The organism is Kaistia adipata DSM 17808 (assembly GCF_000423225.1).
GTDB lineage: Bacteria > Pseudomonadota > Alphaproteobacteria > Rhizobiales > Kaistiaceae > Kaistia > Kaistia adipata.
The window spans coordinates 470,205-486,419 of record NZ_KE383991.1 but is presented as its reverse complement, the minus strand read 5'-3'; the positions used below and the strand labels follow the sequence as shown (position 1 = coordinate 486,419).

The 16,215-nt window shown below is 66.5% G+C and carries 12 protein-coding genes; 11 read left to right on the top strand and 1 reads right to left on the bottom strand.

Going from position 1 to position 16,215, the window contains the following annotated elements; translation table 11 throughout:
* The first annotated feature begins 137 nt into the window (after positions 1-137).
* The 9 genes from G539_RS25000 (at position 138) to G539_RS0115115 (ending at position 10,543) form a co-directional block, all read left to right on the top strand.
* Positions 138-1,016 carry a sugar phosphate isomerase/epimerase family protein gene (locus tag G539_RS25000; RefSeq protein WP_051231452.1) on the top strand — a complete coding sequence of 293 codons (879 nt, stop codon included), beginning with the start codon at positions 138-140 and terminating at the stop codon, positions 1,014-1,016.
* The gene (locus G539_RS0115150) at positions 1,013-2,527 is read left to right on the top strand and encodes a sugar ABC transporter ATP-binding protein (protein ID WP_029075944.1); all 1,515 of its coding nucleotides are present in this window, start codon (positions 1,013-1,015) and stop codon (positions 2,525-2,527) included. Before G539_RS25000 ends, G539_RS0115150 begins: the two co-directional genes overlap by 4 nt.
* Positions 2,524-3,510, top strand: a complete 987-nt coding sequence (locus tag G539_RS0115145; protein WP_029075943.1) for an ABC transporter permease — start codon at positions 2,524-2,526, stop codon at positions 3,508-3,510. Before G539_RS0115150 ends, G539_RS0115145 begins: the two co-directional genes overlap by 4 nt.
* Positions 3,507-4,490, top strand: coding sequence for an ABC transporter permease (locus G539_RS0115140; protein WP_029075942.1), 984 nt, complete (start codon positions 3,507-3,509; stop codon positions 4,488-4,490). The genes G539_RS0115145 and G539_RS0115140 overlap by 4 nt, the downstream gene beginning before the upstream one ends.
* Positions 4,491-4,546: 56 nt before the next feature.
* The gene (locus G539_RS0115135) at positions 4,547-5,674 is read left to right on the top strand and encodes a substrate-binding domain-containing protein (RefSeq protein ID WP_051231450.1); all 1,128 of its coding nucleotides are present in this window, start codon (positions 4,547-4,549) and stop codon (positions 5,672-5,674) included.
* Positions 5,675-5,966: 292 nt separating this feature from the next.
* Complete coding sequence (gene rhaS, locus G539_RS0115130; protein WP_051231772.1) at positions 5,967-6,917, top strand: rhamnose ABC transporter substrate-binding protein; 951 nt, start codon at positions 5,967-5,969, stop codon at positions 6,915-6,917.
* Positions 6,918-6,993: 76 nt separating this feature from the next.
* A complete protein-coding gene (locus tag G539_RS0115125; protein WP_029075939.1) occupies positions 6,994-8,544 on the top strand; it encodes a sugar ABC transporter ATP-binding protein in 1,551 nt (516 codons plus the stop codon).
* A complete protein-coding gene (locus G539_RS0115120; RefSeq protein ID WP_029075938.1) occupies positions 8,541-9,521 on the top strand; it encodes an ABC transporter permease in 981 nt (326 codons plus the stop codon). Before G539_RS0115125 ends, G539_RS0115120 begins: the two co-directional genes overlap by 4 nt.
* A complete protein-coding gene (locus G539_RS0115115; RefSeq protein ID WP_035831440.1) occupies positions 9,518-10,543 on the top strand; it encodes an ABC transporter permease in 1,026 nt (341 codons plus the stop codon). Before G539_RS0115120 ends, G539_RS0115115 begins: the two co-directional genes overlap by 4 nt.
* 30 nt (positions 10,544-10,573) lie before the next feature.
* Here the strand turns inward: G539_RS0115115 and G539_RS0115110 are convergent, their stop codons facing one another.
* Positions 10,574-11,932: an aminotransferase family protein gene (locus G539_RS0115110; protein ID WP_029075936.1), complete on the bottom strand. Its 1,359-nt coding sequence runs from the start codon at positions 11,930-11,932 to the stop codon at positions 10,574-10,576.
* A 346-nt stretch (positions 11,933-12,278) separates the two neighbouring features.
* Between G539_RS0115110 and G539_RS0115105 the strand changes: the two genes are divergently transcribed.
* Together G539_RS0115105 and G539_RS0115100 are read left to right on the top strand one after the other, a co-directional pair.
* A complete protein-coding gene (locus G539_RS0115105) occupies positions 12,279-13,244 on the top strand; it encodes a polyphosphate kinase 2 family protein (protein WP_245576892.1) in 966 nt (321 codons plus the stop codon).
* A gap of 20 nt (positions 13,245-13,264) precedes the next feature.
* Entirely contained in the window at positions 13,265-16,162 is a 2,898-nt protein-coding gene (locus G539_RS0115100) for an HAD-IC family P-type ATPase (RefSeq protein WP_210162823.1), read from the top strand.
* Positions 16,163-16,215 lie beyond the last annotated feature (53 nt).

Genomic DNA, 16,215 nt, shown 5'->3' with positions numbered 1-16,215 from the left:
TCCCCTCCCAAAGCCCGGTGTCGTTTTAAGCTATTTACCAATCTCGTTTGTCGCAAGCCGGGATCGTGCCGATGTGGCAACCTTCGGCAAATGACTGGGAGGTCGGTCGTAATGTGTGATTCCGGAGGGGACCGGTCTTGAAGGTTGCATTCAATCTGCTCGTGCTCGGGGCAGAAATCTCGGCCGAGCACGGGCCGGCGCTGGAGCGGCTCAAGGCGCTCGGCTATGGCGGCGTCGAAGTTCCGGTGTTTTCCGGCGATACGAAGCGCTATGCGGCGCTCGGCGCGCTGTTGCGCGACATCGGTCTGTCGGCCGCCACGGCTGGCACCGTCCCGGTGGAAGCCAACCCGATCAGCGCCGATCCGGCGGTGCGGGCGCGCGCGCGCGACCATCACAAATGGCTCGTCGACTGCACCCATGCGATGGGGGGAACGATCATCGCGGGGCCGGTTCATTCGCCGGTCGGCCATTTTACCGGCCTGGGGCCGACCTCGGACGAGCTCGCCTGGTGCGTCGAGGCGATGCGGTCGCTGGCGGAATACGCCGCGCCGGCCGGCATCCTGATCTCGGCCGAGGCGGTCAATCGGTTCGAGTGCTACGTCATGTCGACCATGGCCCAGGCCTCGGCCATCTGCCGACAGGTCGCTCATCCCAACTACGGCTATATGTTCGACACCTTCCACGCCAATCTGGAAGAGAAGCACCCGGTCGCGACTTACGAAGTTTACCACCGCGAGATCAATCACTTCCACATTTCCGAGAATGATCGCGGTGTGCCGGGAACTGGCCATGTGCCGTTCGCGGCCTATTTCGATGCGCTCCGGCGGTGCCGCTACGACGGCTGGCTGACGGTCGAGGCCTTCGGAAGGGCGGTTCCCGAACTCGCCGGCGCCACGCGGGTCTGGCGCGATCTGTTCGAGGACCAGGACCGCCTGTTCGCGGACAGCATCGCGCTCGTCCGGCGGGAGTGGCAGGCGGCCGGCGAGCGGGTCGCGGTCGGCGGAGTGCCGGCATGACCGCCGTGCTGGAGATGCGCGGGATCGGCAAGGCGTTCAACGCCGTCGCGGCGCTGGATGCGGTCGATTTCGACTGCCGCGCCGGCGAGGTGCATGTCATCTGCGGCGAGAACGGTGCGGGCAAGTCGACGCTGATGAAGGTTCTGGGCGGCAGCTACCGCCCGGATGCCGGCGAGGTGCTGTTGGACGGAAAATCCGTCCGCTTCCTGCATCCGCGCGAGGCCCGCGCGGCGGGCATCTCGATCGTGCATCAGGAACTCAGCTTGCTGCCGTTCCGCACGGTCGCCGAAAACATCTTCACCGGCATGGAGCCGACGCGCTGGGGTCTGCTCGATCGCCCGCGGATGCAGGATCGCGCCCGCGCGCTGCTGCAACGGCTCGGCTCCGCGATCCGGCCCGACGCGCTGGTCGCCGATCTGTCGATCGCCGAGCAACAGCTCGTCGAGATCGCGAAGGCGATGCTGGTCGACGCCAAGGTTCTGGTGATGGACGAACCGACGGCGGCGCTGGACGATCGCGATGCCCGTTCGCTGCTCGATCTCGTCCTGCGGATGAAGGCCGAGGGCGTGGCGATCATCTATATTTCGCATCGCATGCCCGAGGTGATGGCGATCGCCGATCGGGTCACCGTGCTGAAGGACGGGCGCCGAGTCTGGACCCGCGACCGCGCCGACGTGACCGTCAATGCGATCGTCACCGCCATGGTTGGCCGCGAGCTGCAGGACTTCTATCCGGCTCGCAGCCCCACGGCACCAGGCTCGCCGGTGCTCGAAGTTCGCGGTGGCGGCAACGCACAGCTGCGCGACATCGACTTCGTGGCCCGCGCCGGCGAGATCGTCGGGGTCGCCGGGCTCGAGGACTCGCGAAAGAGCGTCCTGGCGCAGGCGCTGTTCGGCGACGCGCCGTTCACGGCCGGGCAGGTCCGGATCGACGGCCAGCCCGCCCGGCTCCGCTCCCCGCGCGAAGCGGCCGCGGTGGGGATCGGCTACCTGCCCGGCGACCGCAAGCGTGAAGGCATCGCGCCGCGGCAATCGGTGCGTGACAACGCGCTGCTGACGCTGCAGGCGATGGCTCCCGTGCTCTCGTCGCCGCAGGGCGGCGCGCGGTCACGGCCGGAGGTCGACCAGAGCCTCAACGACATGGATGTGCGCGCCGGCGATTTCGGCCAGGAGATCGCGACGCTCTCGGGCGGCAACCAGCAGAAGGCAATCATCGCGCGCTGGCTGATGCAGGAGCCGCGCGTGTTCGTCTTCGTCGAGCCCACGCGAGGCATCGACGTCGCCGCCAAGGCCGCGATCTACGAGACGATGCGGGCGCTCGCCAATTCAGGCCGGGCCATCGTGATGGTTTCGTCCGACCTTCCGGAGATCATCGGCGTGAGCGACCGCATCCTCGTCATGCACCAGGGCCGTATCGCAGGTGAACTGCCGGCCGGCGCGGAGGAGGGCGCAGTCATGCGACTGGCGCTCGGCGTCGCCGCCGCCACAGTTGCCGGGGAGATGGCGTCATGAGTGTCGATACGCTTTCCTCCGGCCGGACGAGGCGGGGCTTTCGCGATCTGCCGGTGCCGCTCGTCGTCATTGCGCTTGCGGCCTTCATCTACGTGACCGCGGCGCTCGCGACCGGGCAGGCCAACCAGATATCGCTCACCGGCCTCAGCGGCCTGTTGCAGCGGACCGTCGCACTGGGGCTCGTCGGCCTCGGCCAGACCTTCGCGATCCTGGTCGGCTCGATCGACCTGTCGGTCGCGGCGCTGATCAGCACTGTCGCCGTGTTGGCCTCCTATCTGATGCAGGGCGACGCCGGCATGATCGTTCCGGCCATCCTCGCCTGCCTCGTGCTGGCGCTGGTCGTCGGCGTGATCAATGGCGGGCTGGTCGCCTGTTGGGGCATCAACCCGCTCATCGCGACCCTGTCGACGGGGCTGATCCTGCAGGGTGCGCTGGCGGCCGGCTTCACCTATCTCGGCGGGCGCGTCGCGCCCGAGTTCCAGGCGCTGGCCTATCAGGCGCCTTTCGGGGTGCCGCTGCCGGTCCTGCTCCTGGCGGTGCTGGCGATCGTTGCCTGGTTCGTGCTGGCGAAGACCCGCTTCGGCGCGCATCTCTATGCCGTCGGCGGCAACCCGGACGGCGCGAAGCTCGCCGGGCTGCGCGTCGAGCGTTTCGTCCTCGCGGCGCATGTCATCGCCAGTCTGGGCGCCTGCGTCGCCGGCCTTTATCTCGCGGCACGCCTGCAATCCGGCACGCCCTGGATCGGTCGCGACGGCGTCTACGATCTGGAATCGATCGCGATCGTCGTCATCGGCGGCACCGCGCTTTCGGGTGGCAAGGGCGGCGTGCTCGGAACCCTCGCTGGCGTGCTGCTGTTCGCCAGCCTCGACGCCAGCTTCAACATGTTCGGCGTCGACGCCTTCCTCAAGCAGGTCCTGCGTGGCGCGATCGTCATCGCCGCCGTGGCCGTCTACGCGGTTCGCAACAAGGGGCATGTCGCATGACGGCCATTCCCGACACGGTACGCCCGTCGCGGCGCGTTTCGATCCGCGGCCTCAACTTTGCGCTGCTGATCTTCGTCGTGCTCTACGCGATGATCGCGGTCCTGCAGCCGAACTATCTCGAAGCAGGGCTGTTCATGAACTTCCTGCGCCGGGCCGCGCCGCTGGTGATCCTGGCCTGCGGGCAGCTCTACGTCATCCTGTCTGGCGGCTTCGACCTGTCGATGGGGGCCGTCGTCACGCTGGTGGTGCTGGCCGCCTCGATGCTGATCGGTGGCGACCCGGCGATGACCTGGCCCGTCATCGTCGCCCTCTATGCGATGGGACTGGCGGTGGGCCTCGCCAACGGAGCGATCGTCGCCTTCCTCAAGGTGCCGTCGATCATCGCCACGCTCGGCACGATGCTGCTCGTCAACGGGCTGGCGCTGGCGTGGTCGGGCGGGGCGCCGCGTGGCGATCTGCCGGACAATTTCCGCAATCTCGGCCGGCTCGTGCTGCGCGATGTGCCGCTGGTGGGGACGCTGCCGGTTGCCGTCATCATCCTGGTGGGCGCGACGCTGTTGGCGGGATGGGGCCTGCACAGGACGGCCTATGGAAAGCGGCTGCTCGCTGTTGGCGACAATCCGCGCGCCGCCGAACTCGCCGGCGTGCCGGTGAAGCCGACGCGCATTTCCGCTTTCGTCGTCTCGGCGCTCGCGGCGGTCACGGCCGGCATCCTGATTGGCGGCTTCTCCGGCGTCTCCGTCAATGCCGGGCGCGGGCTCGAGCTGCAGGCGATCGCCGCCTGCGTCATCGGCGGCGCCCAGCTGCTCGGCGGCCGCGGCTCTGTCGCCGGTGCGCTGTTCGGTTCGCTCAGCCTGTTCGCGCTGTTCACCCTGCTCAACCTGCTCGGCCTGCCGCAGGCGCTGCGCGACAGCCTGCAGGGCGTGATCCTGATTGCGGCCGTGGGGGCAAGCGTCCTGCGCCATCGCCGCTCAACCTGATTGTCCGCTGTGGCGGCAATTCAACGAACAATTCGTCAATGGAGAGGAGACGACAGATGCACGTGAAATCGATCTTGGCGGCGACGCTGGCGGTTGCGTTCTCGACCACGGCCTACGCCCAGGAATTCAACGACCCGGCCGAATTCAAGAAGCAGCGCGAGCTGCTGTCGACCAAGGCCGAGGGCCCAGAGGGCAAGCCCTGGGAGCAGCATCTCGGCGGCGCAATGGTCGATACGGCCAAGTTCAAGAAGGACGGCAAGCACACGATCTGCTTCTCGAACGCCGGTGTCTTCAATCCCTGGCGCGTCGTCGGCCTCAACAACATGAAGGGCGAGGCCGCCCTGCAGAAGGACCGGATCCAGGAGCTGGTCATCCTCGACGCCGAGGGCAAGGACGACAAGCAGATCTCCGACATCCAGTCGCTGCTCGACGGCGGCAAGTGCGACGTGCTGATCGTCTCGCCGACCACGACCGCCGCGCTGACGCCGGCCGTCGAGGCTGCCTGCGAGAAGCTGCCGGTCATCGTGTTCGACCGCGGCGTCAACACGAAGTGCCCGGTGACCTACATCCATCCGGTCGGCGGCTACGGCTTCGGCATTACGTCGGCCGAGTTCATCGCCAGCAAGCTGCCGAAGGGCTCCAACGTCCTGGCGATCCGCATCGTCCCCGGCGTCGACGTGCTCGAGACCCGCTATTCGGCCGCCAAGTCGATCTTCGACGAGGCCGGCATCAACGTGATCGGTTCGGAATTCACCGGCAGCGACCGCGCCAAGACGAAGTCGGTGGTCGAGGACTACATCAACCGTGGCCAGAAGATCGACGCGATCTGGATGGACGCCGGCGATACGGCAACGGCCGCTCTCGAGGCCTTCGAGGACGCTGGTCTGCCCTATCCGGTGATCAGCGGCGAGGACCAGCAGGACTTCCTGCGCAAGTGGCAGAAGGAAAACCTGGTCGCTATCGCGCCGTCCTATCCGACCTACCAGTGGCGCACGCCGATCATCGCGGCGCTGGACATCCTTGACGGCAAGTCGGTCCCCGGCCCGGAATGGAACCTGCCGCAGCCGGCGATCACCCAGGAGACGCTGGCGAGCTACATCGACGAGCGCATGCCGGCGCTGCACTACAGCCTCTGTGGCTGCCAGGACCTGCCCGGCTACCCGGAGCAGTGGGGCGCCAAGTAGGGCGGACCGACGCTGATCCGAAGGGGCTCCGACCGTCGGCCGGGGCCCTTTCCATGTCAAGTGCGGCTAGGCCGCCGTCCGGCCTTCGATCTGCCGGACGACGCGTGAGCGATCGAGGGTCGGTGGTTCCGCAGAACCTTGGGGAAGGTCCGCGACACCCATAAAGTGTCAGGCCGAAACCCTCGACTTATGCGATTGGCATGGTAGCCTGACAATCTGTCGCATTGTTTAGGAGGGACACGTGACAAGAGCTAAGATTTTGGGCCTCGGTTCGGCCCTGGTTGCCGGGCTGATGCTTTCGACCGTTTCGGCCGCCGTCGCCGAGACCCGCATCGCCGTGGTGGCCAAGGATATCGGCAACGGCTTCTTCGTGGCAGCCGGCAAGGGCGCCGAAGAGGCGGCCAAGGAAATCGGCGACACGAAGATCATCTTCACCGGCCCGACCGAGCCGACCGCCGAAGGCCAGATCGAGGTGATCAACGCCCTGATCGCCCAGCAGGTCAACGCGATCGTCATCTCGGCCAATGACCCCGACGCCCTGGTTCCGGCCCTTCAGAAGGCCAAGCAGCGCGGCATCACCGTCGTCTCGTTCGATTCCGGCGTGGCGCCGGAAGGCCGCGACGTGCAGCTCGACCCGTCGTCGATCGACCTGATCGGCAAGACGATCATCAAGCTGGCGGCCGACAACATGCCGGACGGCAAGGGCAAGATGGCCTTCCTGTCGGGTACCGCCACCGCCACCAACCAGAACGCCTGGCTGGCCGCCGCCAAGGAGCACTACGCCGATTTCCCCGGCGTTGAAGTCGTGGCGACCGTCTATGGCGACGACCTGTTCGACAAGTCGTATCGCGAGGCCCAGGGCCTGATCTCGACCCATCCCGACCTCGTCGCGATCTCGGCGCCGACCACCGTCGGCATCGTCGCCGCGGCGCAGGCCGTGACCGACGCCGGCAAGATCGGCAAGATCAACGTCACCGGCCTCGCCCTGCCGTCGGAAATGGCCGCCCACATCAAGTCGGGCGCGTCCAAGTCCTTCGCCATCTGGAACCCGATCGACCTCGGCTATTCGGCGACCATGATCGCCAACAGCCTGATCAAGGGCACCGCCAAGGCGGAGCCGGGCGCCGAGATCTCGATCGGCCGCGTCGGCAAGATCACGCTGGACGACAACCGTTCGGCCGCGATGAGCGACCCGTTCACCTACGACGCCTCGAACATCGACCAGTTCTCGTCGATATTCTAAGGCGACAGCCATCGTGGGGCCGCCGGCAGCTTGCCGGCGGCCCTTCTTTGTTGCGGTTTCGATCAGAAGACAGCCCATGACAGACGTCGCCACGAGCCACGATGCGCCCGCGTCGCCCACAGCGGTCGCGCCGCTGCTGACGCTGCGCGGGATTTCGAAGAGTTTCCCGGGCGTGCGCGCCCTCGACGATGTGAGCCTGGAGATCTATCCGGGCCAGGTGACGGCGCTGATCGGCGAAAACGGCGCCGGCAAGTCGACTCTGGTGAAGATCCTGACCGGCATCTACCAGCCGGATGCCGGCGAGATCGCCATCGACGGCCGGCCGGTCGAGTTCGGATCGCCCCACCGCGCGGCGCAGCAGGGCATCACCGCTATCCACCAGGAGACCGTCCTGTTCGACGAGATCTCGGTGGCGGAAAACATCCACCTCGGCCATGCCCCGCGCACCCGCCTGGGCCTGATCGACTGGGGCGCCATCCGCGGCGGGGCCCGCAAGGTCCTCGCTTCGATGGGCGCCGGGCACATCGCGCCGGAAACGCGGCTCAAGGAACTCTCGATCGCCAACAAGCACCTTGTCGGTGTCGCCCGCGCGTTGTCGATCGACGCGCGCATCGTCATCATGGACGAACCGACGGCCGCGCTCTCCTACAAGGAGATCGGCGAGCTGTTCACGCTGATCGAGATGCTGAAGGCCGACGGCAAGGGCATCCTGTTCATCAGCCACAAGTTCGACGAGATCTACCGCATCTCCGACCGCTATGCGGTGTTCCGCGACGGCCAGAAGGTCGGCGCCGGCATGCTGCCGGAAACGCCGCAGGCGGAGATCGTCAAGATGATGGTCGGCCGCTCGGTCGACCAGATCTTCCCGAAGCATGTCGCCGCGCCCGGCGAGACGGTGCTGAAGGTCGAGGACCTCAGCCACCCGACCGAATTCGACGGCATCGATTTCGAATTGCGGCGGGGCGAGATCCTCGGCTTCTATGGCCTCGTCGGCGCCGGCCGCAGCGAGGTCATGCAGGCGCTGTTCGGGCTCACCCGGCCGTCGCGCGGCAGCATCGTGCTCGACGGCCAGGCGATCACGCCGCAATCGCCGGCCGACGCCGTCAATGCCGGCATCGTCTATGTGCCGGAGGAGCGCGGCAAGCAGGGCGTCGTCATCGGCCTGCCGATCTTCGAGAACGTCTCGCTGCCCTCGCTGAAGCGCACCAGCCTGCATGGCGTGCTGCGGCTCAAGGAGGAGTTCGACCTCGCCCGCGCCTATACCGAGCGGCTCGACCTGCGCGCCTCGTCGCTGAGCCAGGACGTCGGCACGCTGTCGGGCGGCAACCAGCAGAAGGTGGTCATCGCCAAATGGCTGGCGACGGGCCCGAAGGTGATCATCCTCGACGAGCCGACCAAGGGCATCGACATCGGATCCAAGGCCGCCGTGCACCAGTTCATGGGCGAGCTGGTGGCGCAGGGCCTGGCCGTGATCATGGTTTCCTCCGAGCTGCCCGAGGTGATGGGCATGTCGGACCGCATCGTCGTGATGCGCGAGGGCCGGATGGTCACGACGCTTGAAAACAAGGATCTCTCGGCCGAGGCGCTGGTCAGCGCCGCCGCCGGCATCCGGGGAGAAGACGCATGAAGGCGCTGCTGAAACAGCGCGAGTTTTGGCTCCTCGCGGTCATCGTGGGGGCGGTGTGGCTGGTTTCGCTACGCTCACCGAGTTTCATCCAGCTGCCCAGCCTCGCCAACATCTTCAACGACACCTCGATCCTGATCATGCTGGCGCTCGGCCAGATGGTCGTGATCCTGACGCGCTCGATCGATCTGTCCATGGCCGCCAACCTGGCCTTGAGCGGCATGGTGGTGGCGCTGCTCAACGTGGCGCTTCCCGGCCTGCCGATCCCGGTCCTGGTGCTGGTCGCGGCCCTGTTCGGCACGCTGCTCGGCTCCATCAACGGCGTGCTGGTCTGGAAGCTCAACATCCCGCCGATCGTCGTCACGCTCGGCACGCTGACCATCTATCGCGGCCTGATCTTCGTCATCGCCGGCGGATCCTGGGTCAACGCCCACCAGATGACGGATGCCTTCAAGGCCCTGCCGCGCGCCGATCTCGGCGGCATCACGGTTCTGAGCTGGTTCGCCATCGTGGCCGTCGGCCTGTTCTACGTTCTGATGACGCGCACCTCGCTCGGCCGCTCCTTCTACGCCACCGGCATCAACCCGACCGCCGCCACCTATGTCGGCATCGACGTGGGGCGGACGCGCTTCATCGCCTTCTGCGTGTCGGGCCTGGTCTCCGGCGTCGCCGGCTATCTCTGGATCGCCCGCTATGCCGTCGCCTATGTCGACGTGGCCGGCGGCTTCGAGCTGACCATCATCGCCGCCTGCGTGATCGGCGGCGTCTCGATCGCCGGCGGCATCGGGACCGTTGCCGGCGCGGTGCTCGGCGCGCTGTTCCTCGGCGTCGTCAACAACGCGCTGCCGGTGGTCAACATCTCGCCCTTCTGGCAGATGGCGATCTCGGGCCTGGCGATCCTGCTCGCCGTGATCTTCAACGCCCGCATCGAACGCAAGCGTGGCCGCATCATTCTCAAGCAGGCGGAGCACGCGGCATGAACGAGCATACGTCCATCGACGCCGCCGTGCCGCGCCATATTCCCGACCGGCTGGGGAGCCCGCTGCGCGCGCGCCTCCTGTCCTGGGAAATGCTGCTGCTCGCCGTGGCCGTGGCGATCTTCGTCGCGAACAGCTTCGCCTCGCCCTATTTCCTCAATGCGTGGAGCCTGTCGGACCTCACCTTCAACTTCACCGAGAAGGCGCTGATCGCGCTGGCGATGGCGCTTCTGATCATCAGCGGCGAGATCGACCTGTCGGTCGCCTCGATCATCGCGCTCTGCTCGACCTTCATGGGTCTCGCCGCGCAATACGGCGTCGGCACGCCCGGCCTCGTCGCCATCGGCATCGGCACCGGCTTGCTCTGCGGCGCCTTCAACGGCTTCCTGGTCACCCGGCTCGGGCTGCCGTCGATCGTCGTCACCATCGGCACGATGAGCCTCTTCCGCGGCGTCAGCTACATCATCCTGGGCGACGGCGTGTTCAAGGGCTATCCGGCCAGCTTCGGCTATTTCGGCCAGGGCTACGTGTTCTGGGTGATCTCGTTCGAACTGGCGCTCTTCCTGGCGGCGGCGGCGCTCTACTATTTCCTGCTGCACCGCACCAGTTTCGGCCGGCGCATCTTCGCCATCGGCAACAATCACGTGGCGGCGCAATTCTCCGGACTGCGCGTCGGGCGGATCAAGTTCATGCTGTTCTGCCTCACCGGCCTGATGTCGGGCATCGCGGCGGTGCTTCTGACCTCGCGGCTCGGCTCGACCCGCCCGGCGATCGCCCAGGGCTGGGAGCTCGAGGTCATCACCATGGTGGTGCTGGGCGGCGTCAACATCCTCGGCGGCGCCGGCGGCATCCTCGGCGTGGTGCTGGCCGCCTTCATCATGGGGCTGATGACCTTCGGCCTCGGCCTGCTCAACGTGCCGGGCATCGTGATGTCGATCTTCACCGGCACGCTGCTGATCGTCGTCATCGCCCTGCCGATCCTGTTCCGCAGGCTGCGGAACCGGAGGCACGCCAGGCTGGCCTGACGCCCGGGAGGGCGCCAGGCCTGGCGATTGTCAGGCGAGACCGCGCTCGCGCGCCACTTCGTGGACGGCGCGGGCGCAGACCTCGACCGCGGTGTCGAGCTGCGACCGCGTCGTGATCAGCGGCGGCGACATTTCGAGCGCCGTGCCGATCCGGCAGGCGAGCACGCCATGGGCGCGCATCCGCTCGACGATGACCGAGACGGTGTCATCCTCGAACTTGGCCTTGGTGGCGCGATCGGCGGTGAAGTCGACGCAATGCCAGAGGCCGAGGCCGCGCACCTGCCCGACGATCGGATGGGATTCGAGCGCCGCCTTGAGCTCGGCGCCGAAATAGGCGCCGTTCTCGCGCGCGTCGTCGATCAACCCGTCGCGGCGCTTGATGGTGATCGCCGCATTGGCCGCCGCCGCGGCGCTGGCGTGTCCCGCGAAGGTGTGGACATGGCGCAGCATCGGGATCGCGTCGGCGATCGCATCTGACGTGATGACGGCGCCGATCGGCGCATAGCCACCACTCAGCGCCTTGGCCATGGTCAGGATGTCCGGCTCGAGCCCGAAATGCTCGCAGGCGAACCAGGTGCCGGTGCGGCCGAAGCCGGTGATCACCTCGTCGGCGATCAAGAGCACGCCGTGCTTGTCGCAGATCTCGCGCACGCGCTCCCAATAGTGGCGGCTCGGCACCTGCACGCCGTTCGCCTGCATCACCGGCTCGCCGATGAAGGCCGAGACCGTGTCGGGCCCCTGCAGCTCGATCTCGCGCTCAAGATAGGTGGCGCAGAGCTCGAAATACGCCTCCTCCTCCATGCCGAACGGATTGCGGTAGCGGGTCGGGTTCGGGATAAAGCTGTGCCCCGGCACGCGCGGCTCGAAGATCTCGCGCACCGCCAGCCAGTCGGTGACCGACAGCGCCCCCATGCTGGAGCCGTGATAGGCGTTCCAGCGCGAGATGGTCTTGTAGGCGCGGGGCTTGTTGCCGCTTTCGCGCTGGTACTGCTTGGCGAGCTTCAGCGCCGTCTCGACCGATTCCGAGCCGCCCGAGGTGAAGGCGACGCGCTTGAGCGCGCCCGGCGTCAGCTCCGCCAGGCTGGCCGCGAGGCGGATGGTCGGCTCGGCGAAATGGCTGGTGGTGCCGACATAGTGGACCGCCGTCATCTGGTCGAACACCGCCTGGGCGATCTCGCGATTGCCGTAGCCGAGCGAATTCGCGCGCGTGTGCGAGCCCATCATGTCGAGCATCGTGTTGCCGGCGAGGTCGGTGAGCTCGATGCCGTCGCCCTTCAAATAGATGCGCGGCCCCTCCCGCCGCACCGTCTCCTGGTCGATCACCGGGAAGAGGCAGTTCTCGAACGCGAGCTTGGTCAGTTCGTCGGCATTGGATCGTGTGGCCGTCACGTCTTGGTTCCCCCCAATCGGTAGTCTTTCCAGCACCATAGCCGAGGTGGTCCCGAAAGCCAGCAGACGCGATGCCCCCGGTCGGTCGGGGCAAATGACTTCGCCGGCTGGCGTGGCGGGCCTGGTCGCCAGGGATCTCGTTTCAGTCTGTCTTCATTGCCACTTGCCATCGCCTGTTCCGGGCTGGATAGTCTTGCGGCCATGCAGAAGAGGTGAGGCACGTTCGGACTGTGTCCAGAGGATGAGCCCGGGAGGACCTCTTCTTGGCATGATGTCTGAAGAGATATCCGTGGCGACTGGCCGATGCCTCGCTCGCCGGAGGCGCTAGGAATTACGGCTCCGCAGGATGTCGTCGGGGTCGTCCGTTGATGGCATATTCAAGATAGTCCGACGAATTGTATTCGAGGTTTCCATGTCTCGAAGAGAAATTCTGGAATATATCGAAAAATATACAAAGCCGTTCCGGGTAACAAAGGGGAAGGGCTTCCGGCTGGCCGATTTCGATCCCGGTGATACGCAGGGGCTGAAAATCGACAAGAAGCAGGCCGCCGAACTGCTCCGTCGCGGATCGGCATGGCTGGCGATGGAGCAGGACATGCTCTATGCGCAGGATTCCTGGTCCGTGCTGCTTGTGTTCCAGGCCATGGATGCGGCCGGAAAGGACGGGACGATCAAGCACGTCCTGTCTGGCGTCAATCCGCAGGGCTGCGATGTTTTTTCGTTCAAGCAGCCATCGGACGAAGAACTGTCGCGTGACTTTCTGTGGCGCTACGCGATGAAGGTGCCGCAGCGCGGGCGCATCGGCATCTTCAACCGATCCTATTACGAAGAGGTCCTCGTGGTGCGCACGCATCAGGAACTCCTCAAGGCGCAGAAGATCCCGCCGCAACTGGTCGGGAAGAACATCTGGGAAGAGCGCCTCGCCGATATCGCCCGTTTCGAGGATTACCTCACGCGGCAAGGCGTCATCATTTTGAAGTTCTACCTGAACCTGTCCTATGAGGAACAGAAGAGACGCTTCATGAGCCGCCTCGACACGCCGGAGAAGAACTGGAAGTTCTCCGCGAGCGACGTTCGTGAGCGCCGGTATTGGGGCGACTACATGAAGGCCTATGACGAGGCGATCCGAGCCACGGCCTCGAAGAGCGCCCCATGGTTCGTCGTGCCGGCCGACAACAAATGGTTCACGCGTCTCGTCGTGGCGGCGGCGATCGTCGAGGCGGTCGAGAAGCTTGACCTCGAATATCCCAAGGTCTCGTCGGAACAGCGGAAGGATCTCGCGGCGGCGCGGCGCGAGCTTGAGCAGCAATAGGAAGAAGCGGGTTGCCGCGCATGGCGGCGATGCTCGCGATCCCTGGCGACAGGAGACGAAATCGCCCGGGCCTGTCGTCGGGGACTGTTGGCGCAGGGAGCGGCGCGCCGCGGTCCTCGATCGTGCAAGGCCCGGCGATCCGGACGGACGACAGAAATCGGCAGACACGGCGAGGGATCCGTATGAGCGTGCAAGGGGTCACCACATCCGGCGCAGAGAGCGCGCCCTGGCATGCCTGGTCCGCGGAGCAAGTCGAGGGACAGTTGCGCGTCGATCCGGTGCGCGGGCTGGACGCGGCGGAGGTGGCGGCGCGCCTGAGGACCTTCGGGCAGAATCGTCTGCCCCAAGGGAAGGCCAAGAGCCCGCTGATGCGGTTCCTCGCCCAGTTCAACAACATCCTCATCTACGTTCTGCTCGTCGCCGGCTTCGTCAAGCTGATGCTGAGCCTGTGGCTCGACGCATCGATCATTTTCGCCGTGGTCATTCTCAACTCGCTGCTCGGCTTTCTGCAGGAGGGGCGGGCCGAGAAGGCGCTCGATTCGATCCGCAACATGCTGTCGGCCGAGGCGCGGGTGCTGCGCGACGGGGAGACGCGGCTGATCCCGGCCGAGGACCTGGTTCCGGGCGATATCGTCCTCCTCGAATCCGGCGACAGGATTCCCGCCGATCTGCGCCTGATTGATGCCAAGAACCTGCGCACGGAGGAAGCGGCGTTGACCGGCGAGTCGGTTCCCGCCGAGAAGGCAACGGCGCCCGTTCAGGAAAAGGCGACCGTCGGGGACCGGCAGAACATGGGGTTCTCCGGCACGATGGTGGTCTCCGGCAGGGCGACCGGTGTGGTCGTGGCCACCGGCAGTGCCACCGAGCTCGGCCGCATCAACCAGATGCTGGCCGAGGTCAGCGCGCTGGAGACGCCGCTGCTGCGGCAGATCAAGAGGTTTGGTTACGTCATCACCATCGCCATCGCCATCATCAGCCTGCTGCTTTTCGCCTGGGGGCACTGGCTCGGGCGCATGACTTTCGTCGAGCTGTTCCAGGCGGTCGTCGGTATCGCCGTTTCAATGATCCCCGAGGGGTTGCCGGCGTTGATCACGATCACGCTCGCGATTGGCGTGCAGCGCATGGCGCAGCGAAACGCGATTATCCGCCGCCTGCCGGCGGTGGAGACGCTGGGCTCCGTCTCGCGCATCTGCTCGGACAAGACCGGTACGCTGACGCTGATGGAGATGATGGTCACCTCCGCCGTGACGGCGGAGGCTGCCTACGAGGTCTCCGGCGACGGCTATGCCCCGGAGGGCGAGGTGAGGGCGGCCGGCAAGCCGATCGGCGCGACGCCCGAGGTGCTCGCGCTGATGGGCCGGGTGTCGGTGCTGTGCAATGATGCGGGGCTGTTTCAGGACGACGGCAAGTGGACGGTGGAGGGCGATCCTACGGAAGGCGCGCTCTACCCCTTTGCGACCAAGCTCGGCCTGGATCGCGCCGAAGTGGTGGGCGCCGCGCCGCGGCTCGATGCCATTCCCTTCGAGTCCGAGCACAAGTTCATGGCGACGCTGAACCGGACGGCGGATGGCGAGATCCTGCTGGTGAAGGGGGCGCCGGAGGTGATCCTCGAGCATTGCGACCGGCAGCAATCGGCGGCCGGCCCGGCGCCGCTCGACCGCGACCACTTCGTGCGGGAGGGCGACCGGCTCGCCGCGCAGGGGGAGCGGGTGCTGGGGCTGGCGTGGCTTGCGAATCCGGGCCTGGAGGCCGGCAGCCTCGGGCCGGAGGACCTGCCAGGGAATCTGGTTCTCCTTGGCCTCGTCGGCTTGATGGATCCGCCGCGCAAGGAGGCGGTCGAGGCCGTGCGGGAGTGCCATGGCGGCGGCATCCGCGTGACGATGATCACCGGCGATCACAAGATCACGGCCGCGGCGATCGCCAAGATGCTCGGCATCGGCGATGGCAAGACCGCGGTGGCGGGCACCGAGATCGAGGCCATGAACGATGCCGCGCTGCAGGAATGCGTGCGCGACGTCGATGTGTTCGCCCGCGCCAGCCCCGAGCACAAGCTCCGGCTCGTCAAGGCGATGCAAGCCAACCGGCAGATCGTCGCCATGACCGGGGACGGCGTCAATGATGCGCCCGCGCTCAAGAAGGCGGATATCGGCGTCGCCATGGGCATCAAGGGCACGGAGGTGACGAAGGAGGCGGCGAGCATGATCCTCGCCGACGACAACTTTGCGTCGATCTCGGCGGCCGTGAAGGAAGGGCGCACCGTCTACAACAACATCGAGAAGGCGATGCTGTTCCTGCTGCCGACCAACATCGCCCAGGGCGCGGTGATCGCGATCGCCATCCTGTTCGGCTTCACGCTGCCCATCACCGCGCCGCAGGTCCTCTGGGTCAATATGGTGACATCCGTCGCCCTCGGACTCGTCATTTCGTTCGAGCCGCATGAGGCGGATGTGATGCGGCGACCGCCCCGCGCCATCGACCGCCCGATCGTGACCGGCTTCGGTCTCTGGCGCATTCTCTTCGTCGGGGCAGCGCTGGTGCTCTACACGCTCGCCACCTTCTTCTGGATGAAGGGGCAGGGCGCGTCCGACCCGATGGCGCGAACCGTGGCCGTCAACGCCATCACGCTCGGCCAGGTCTTCTATCTTCTCAACAGCCGCTATCTGGTTGATTCATCGCTGTCGGTCCGGGCCCATCTGGGCAATCCCTATCTCTGGTACGGCGTTGCGGGCGTCTTCGTGCTGCAGTTCCTGTTCACCTACGCGCCGCCGTTCCACGCGGTCTTCGATACCGAGGCGCCGCCGCTCTATGCATGGCTCTGGCTCTGGGGAGGAGGCATCCTCTTCTTCCTTGCGGTGGAGGCGGAGAAGCTCATCATCCGGTCGATCCCCCTGCTACAGCACGCCGCCACCAGTCGCTAGGGCGGCGGTCGCCATCCTAGCCCCTCAGGAGCCTGGCGGGGGAGGGCCGGCGT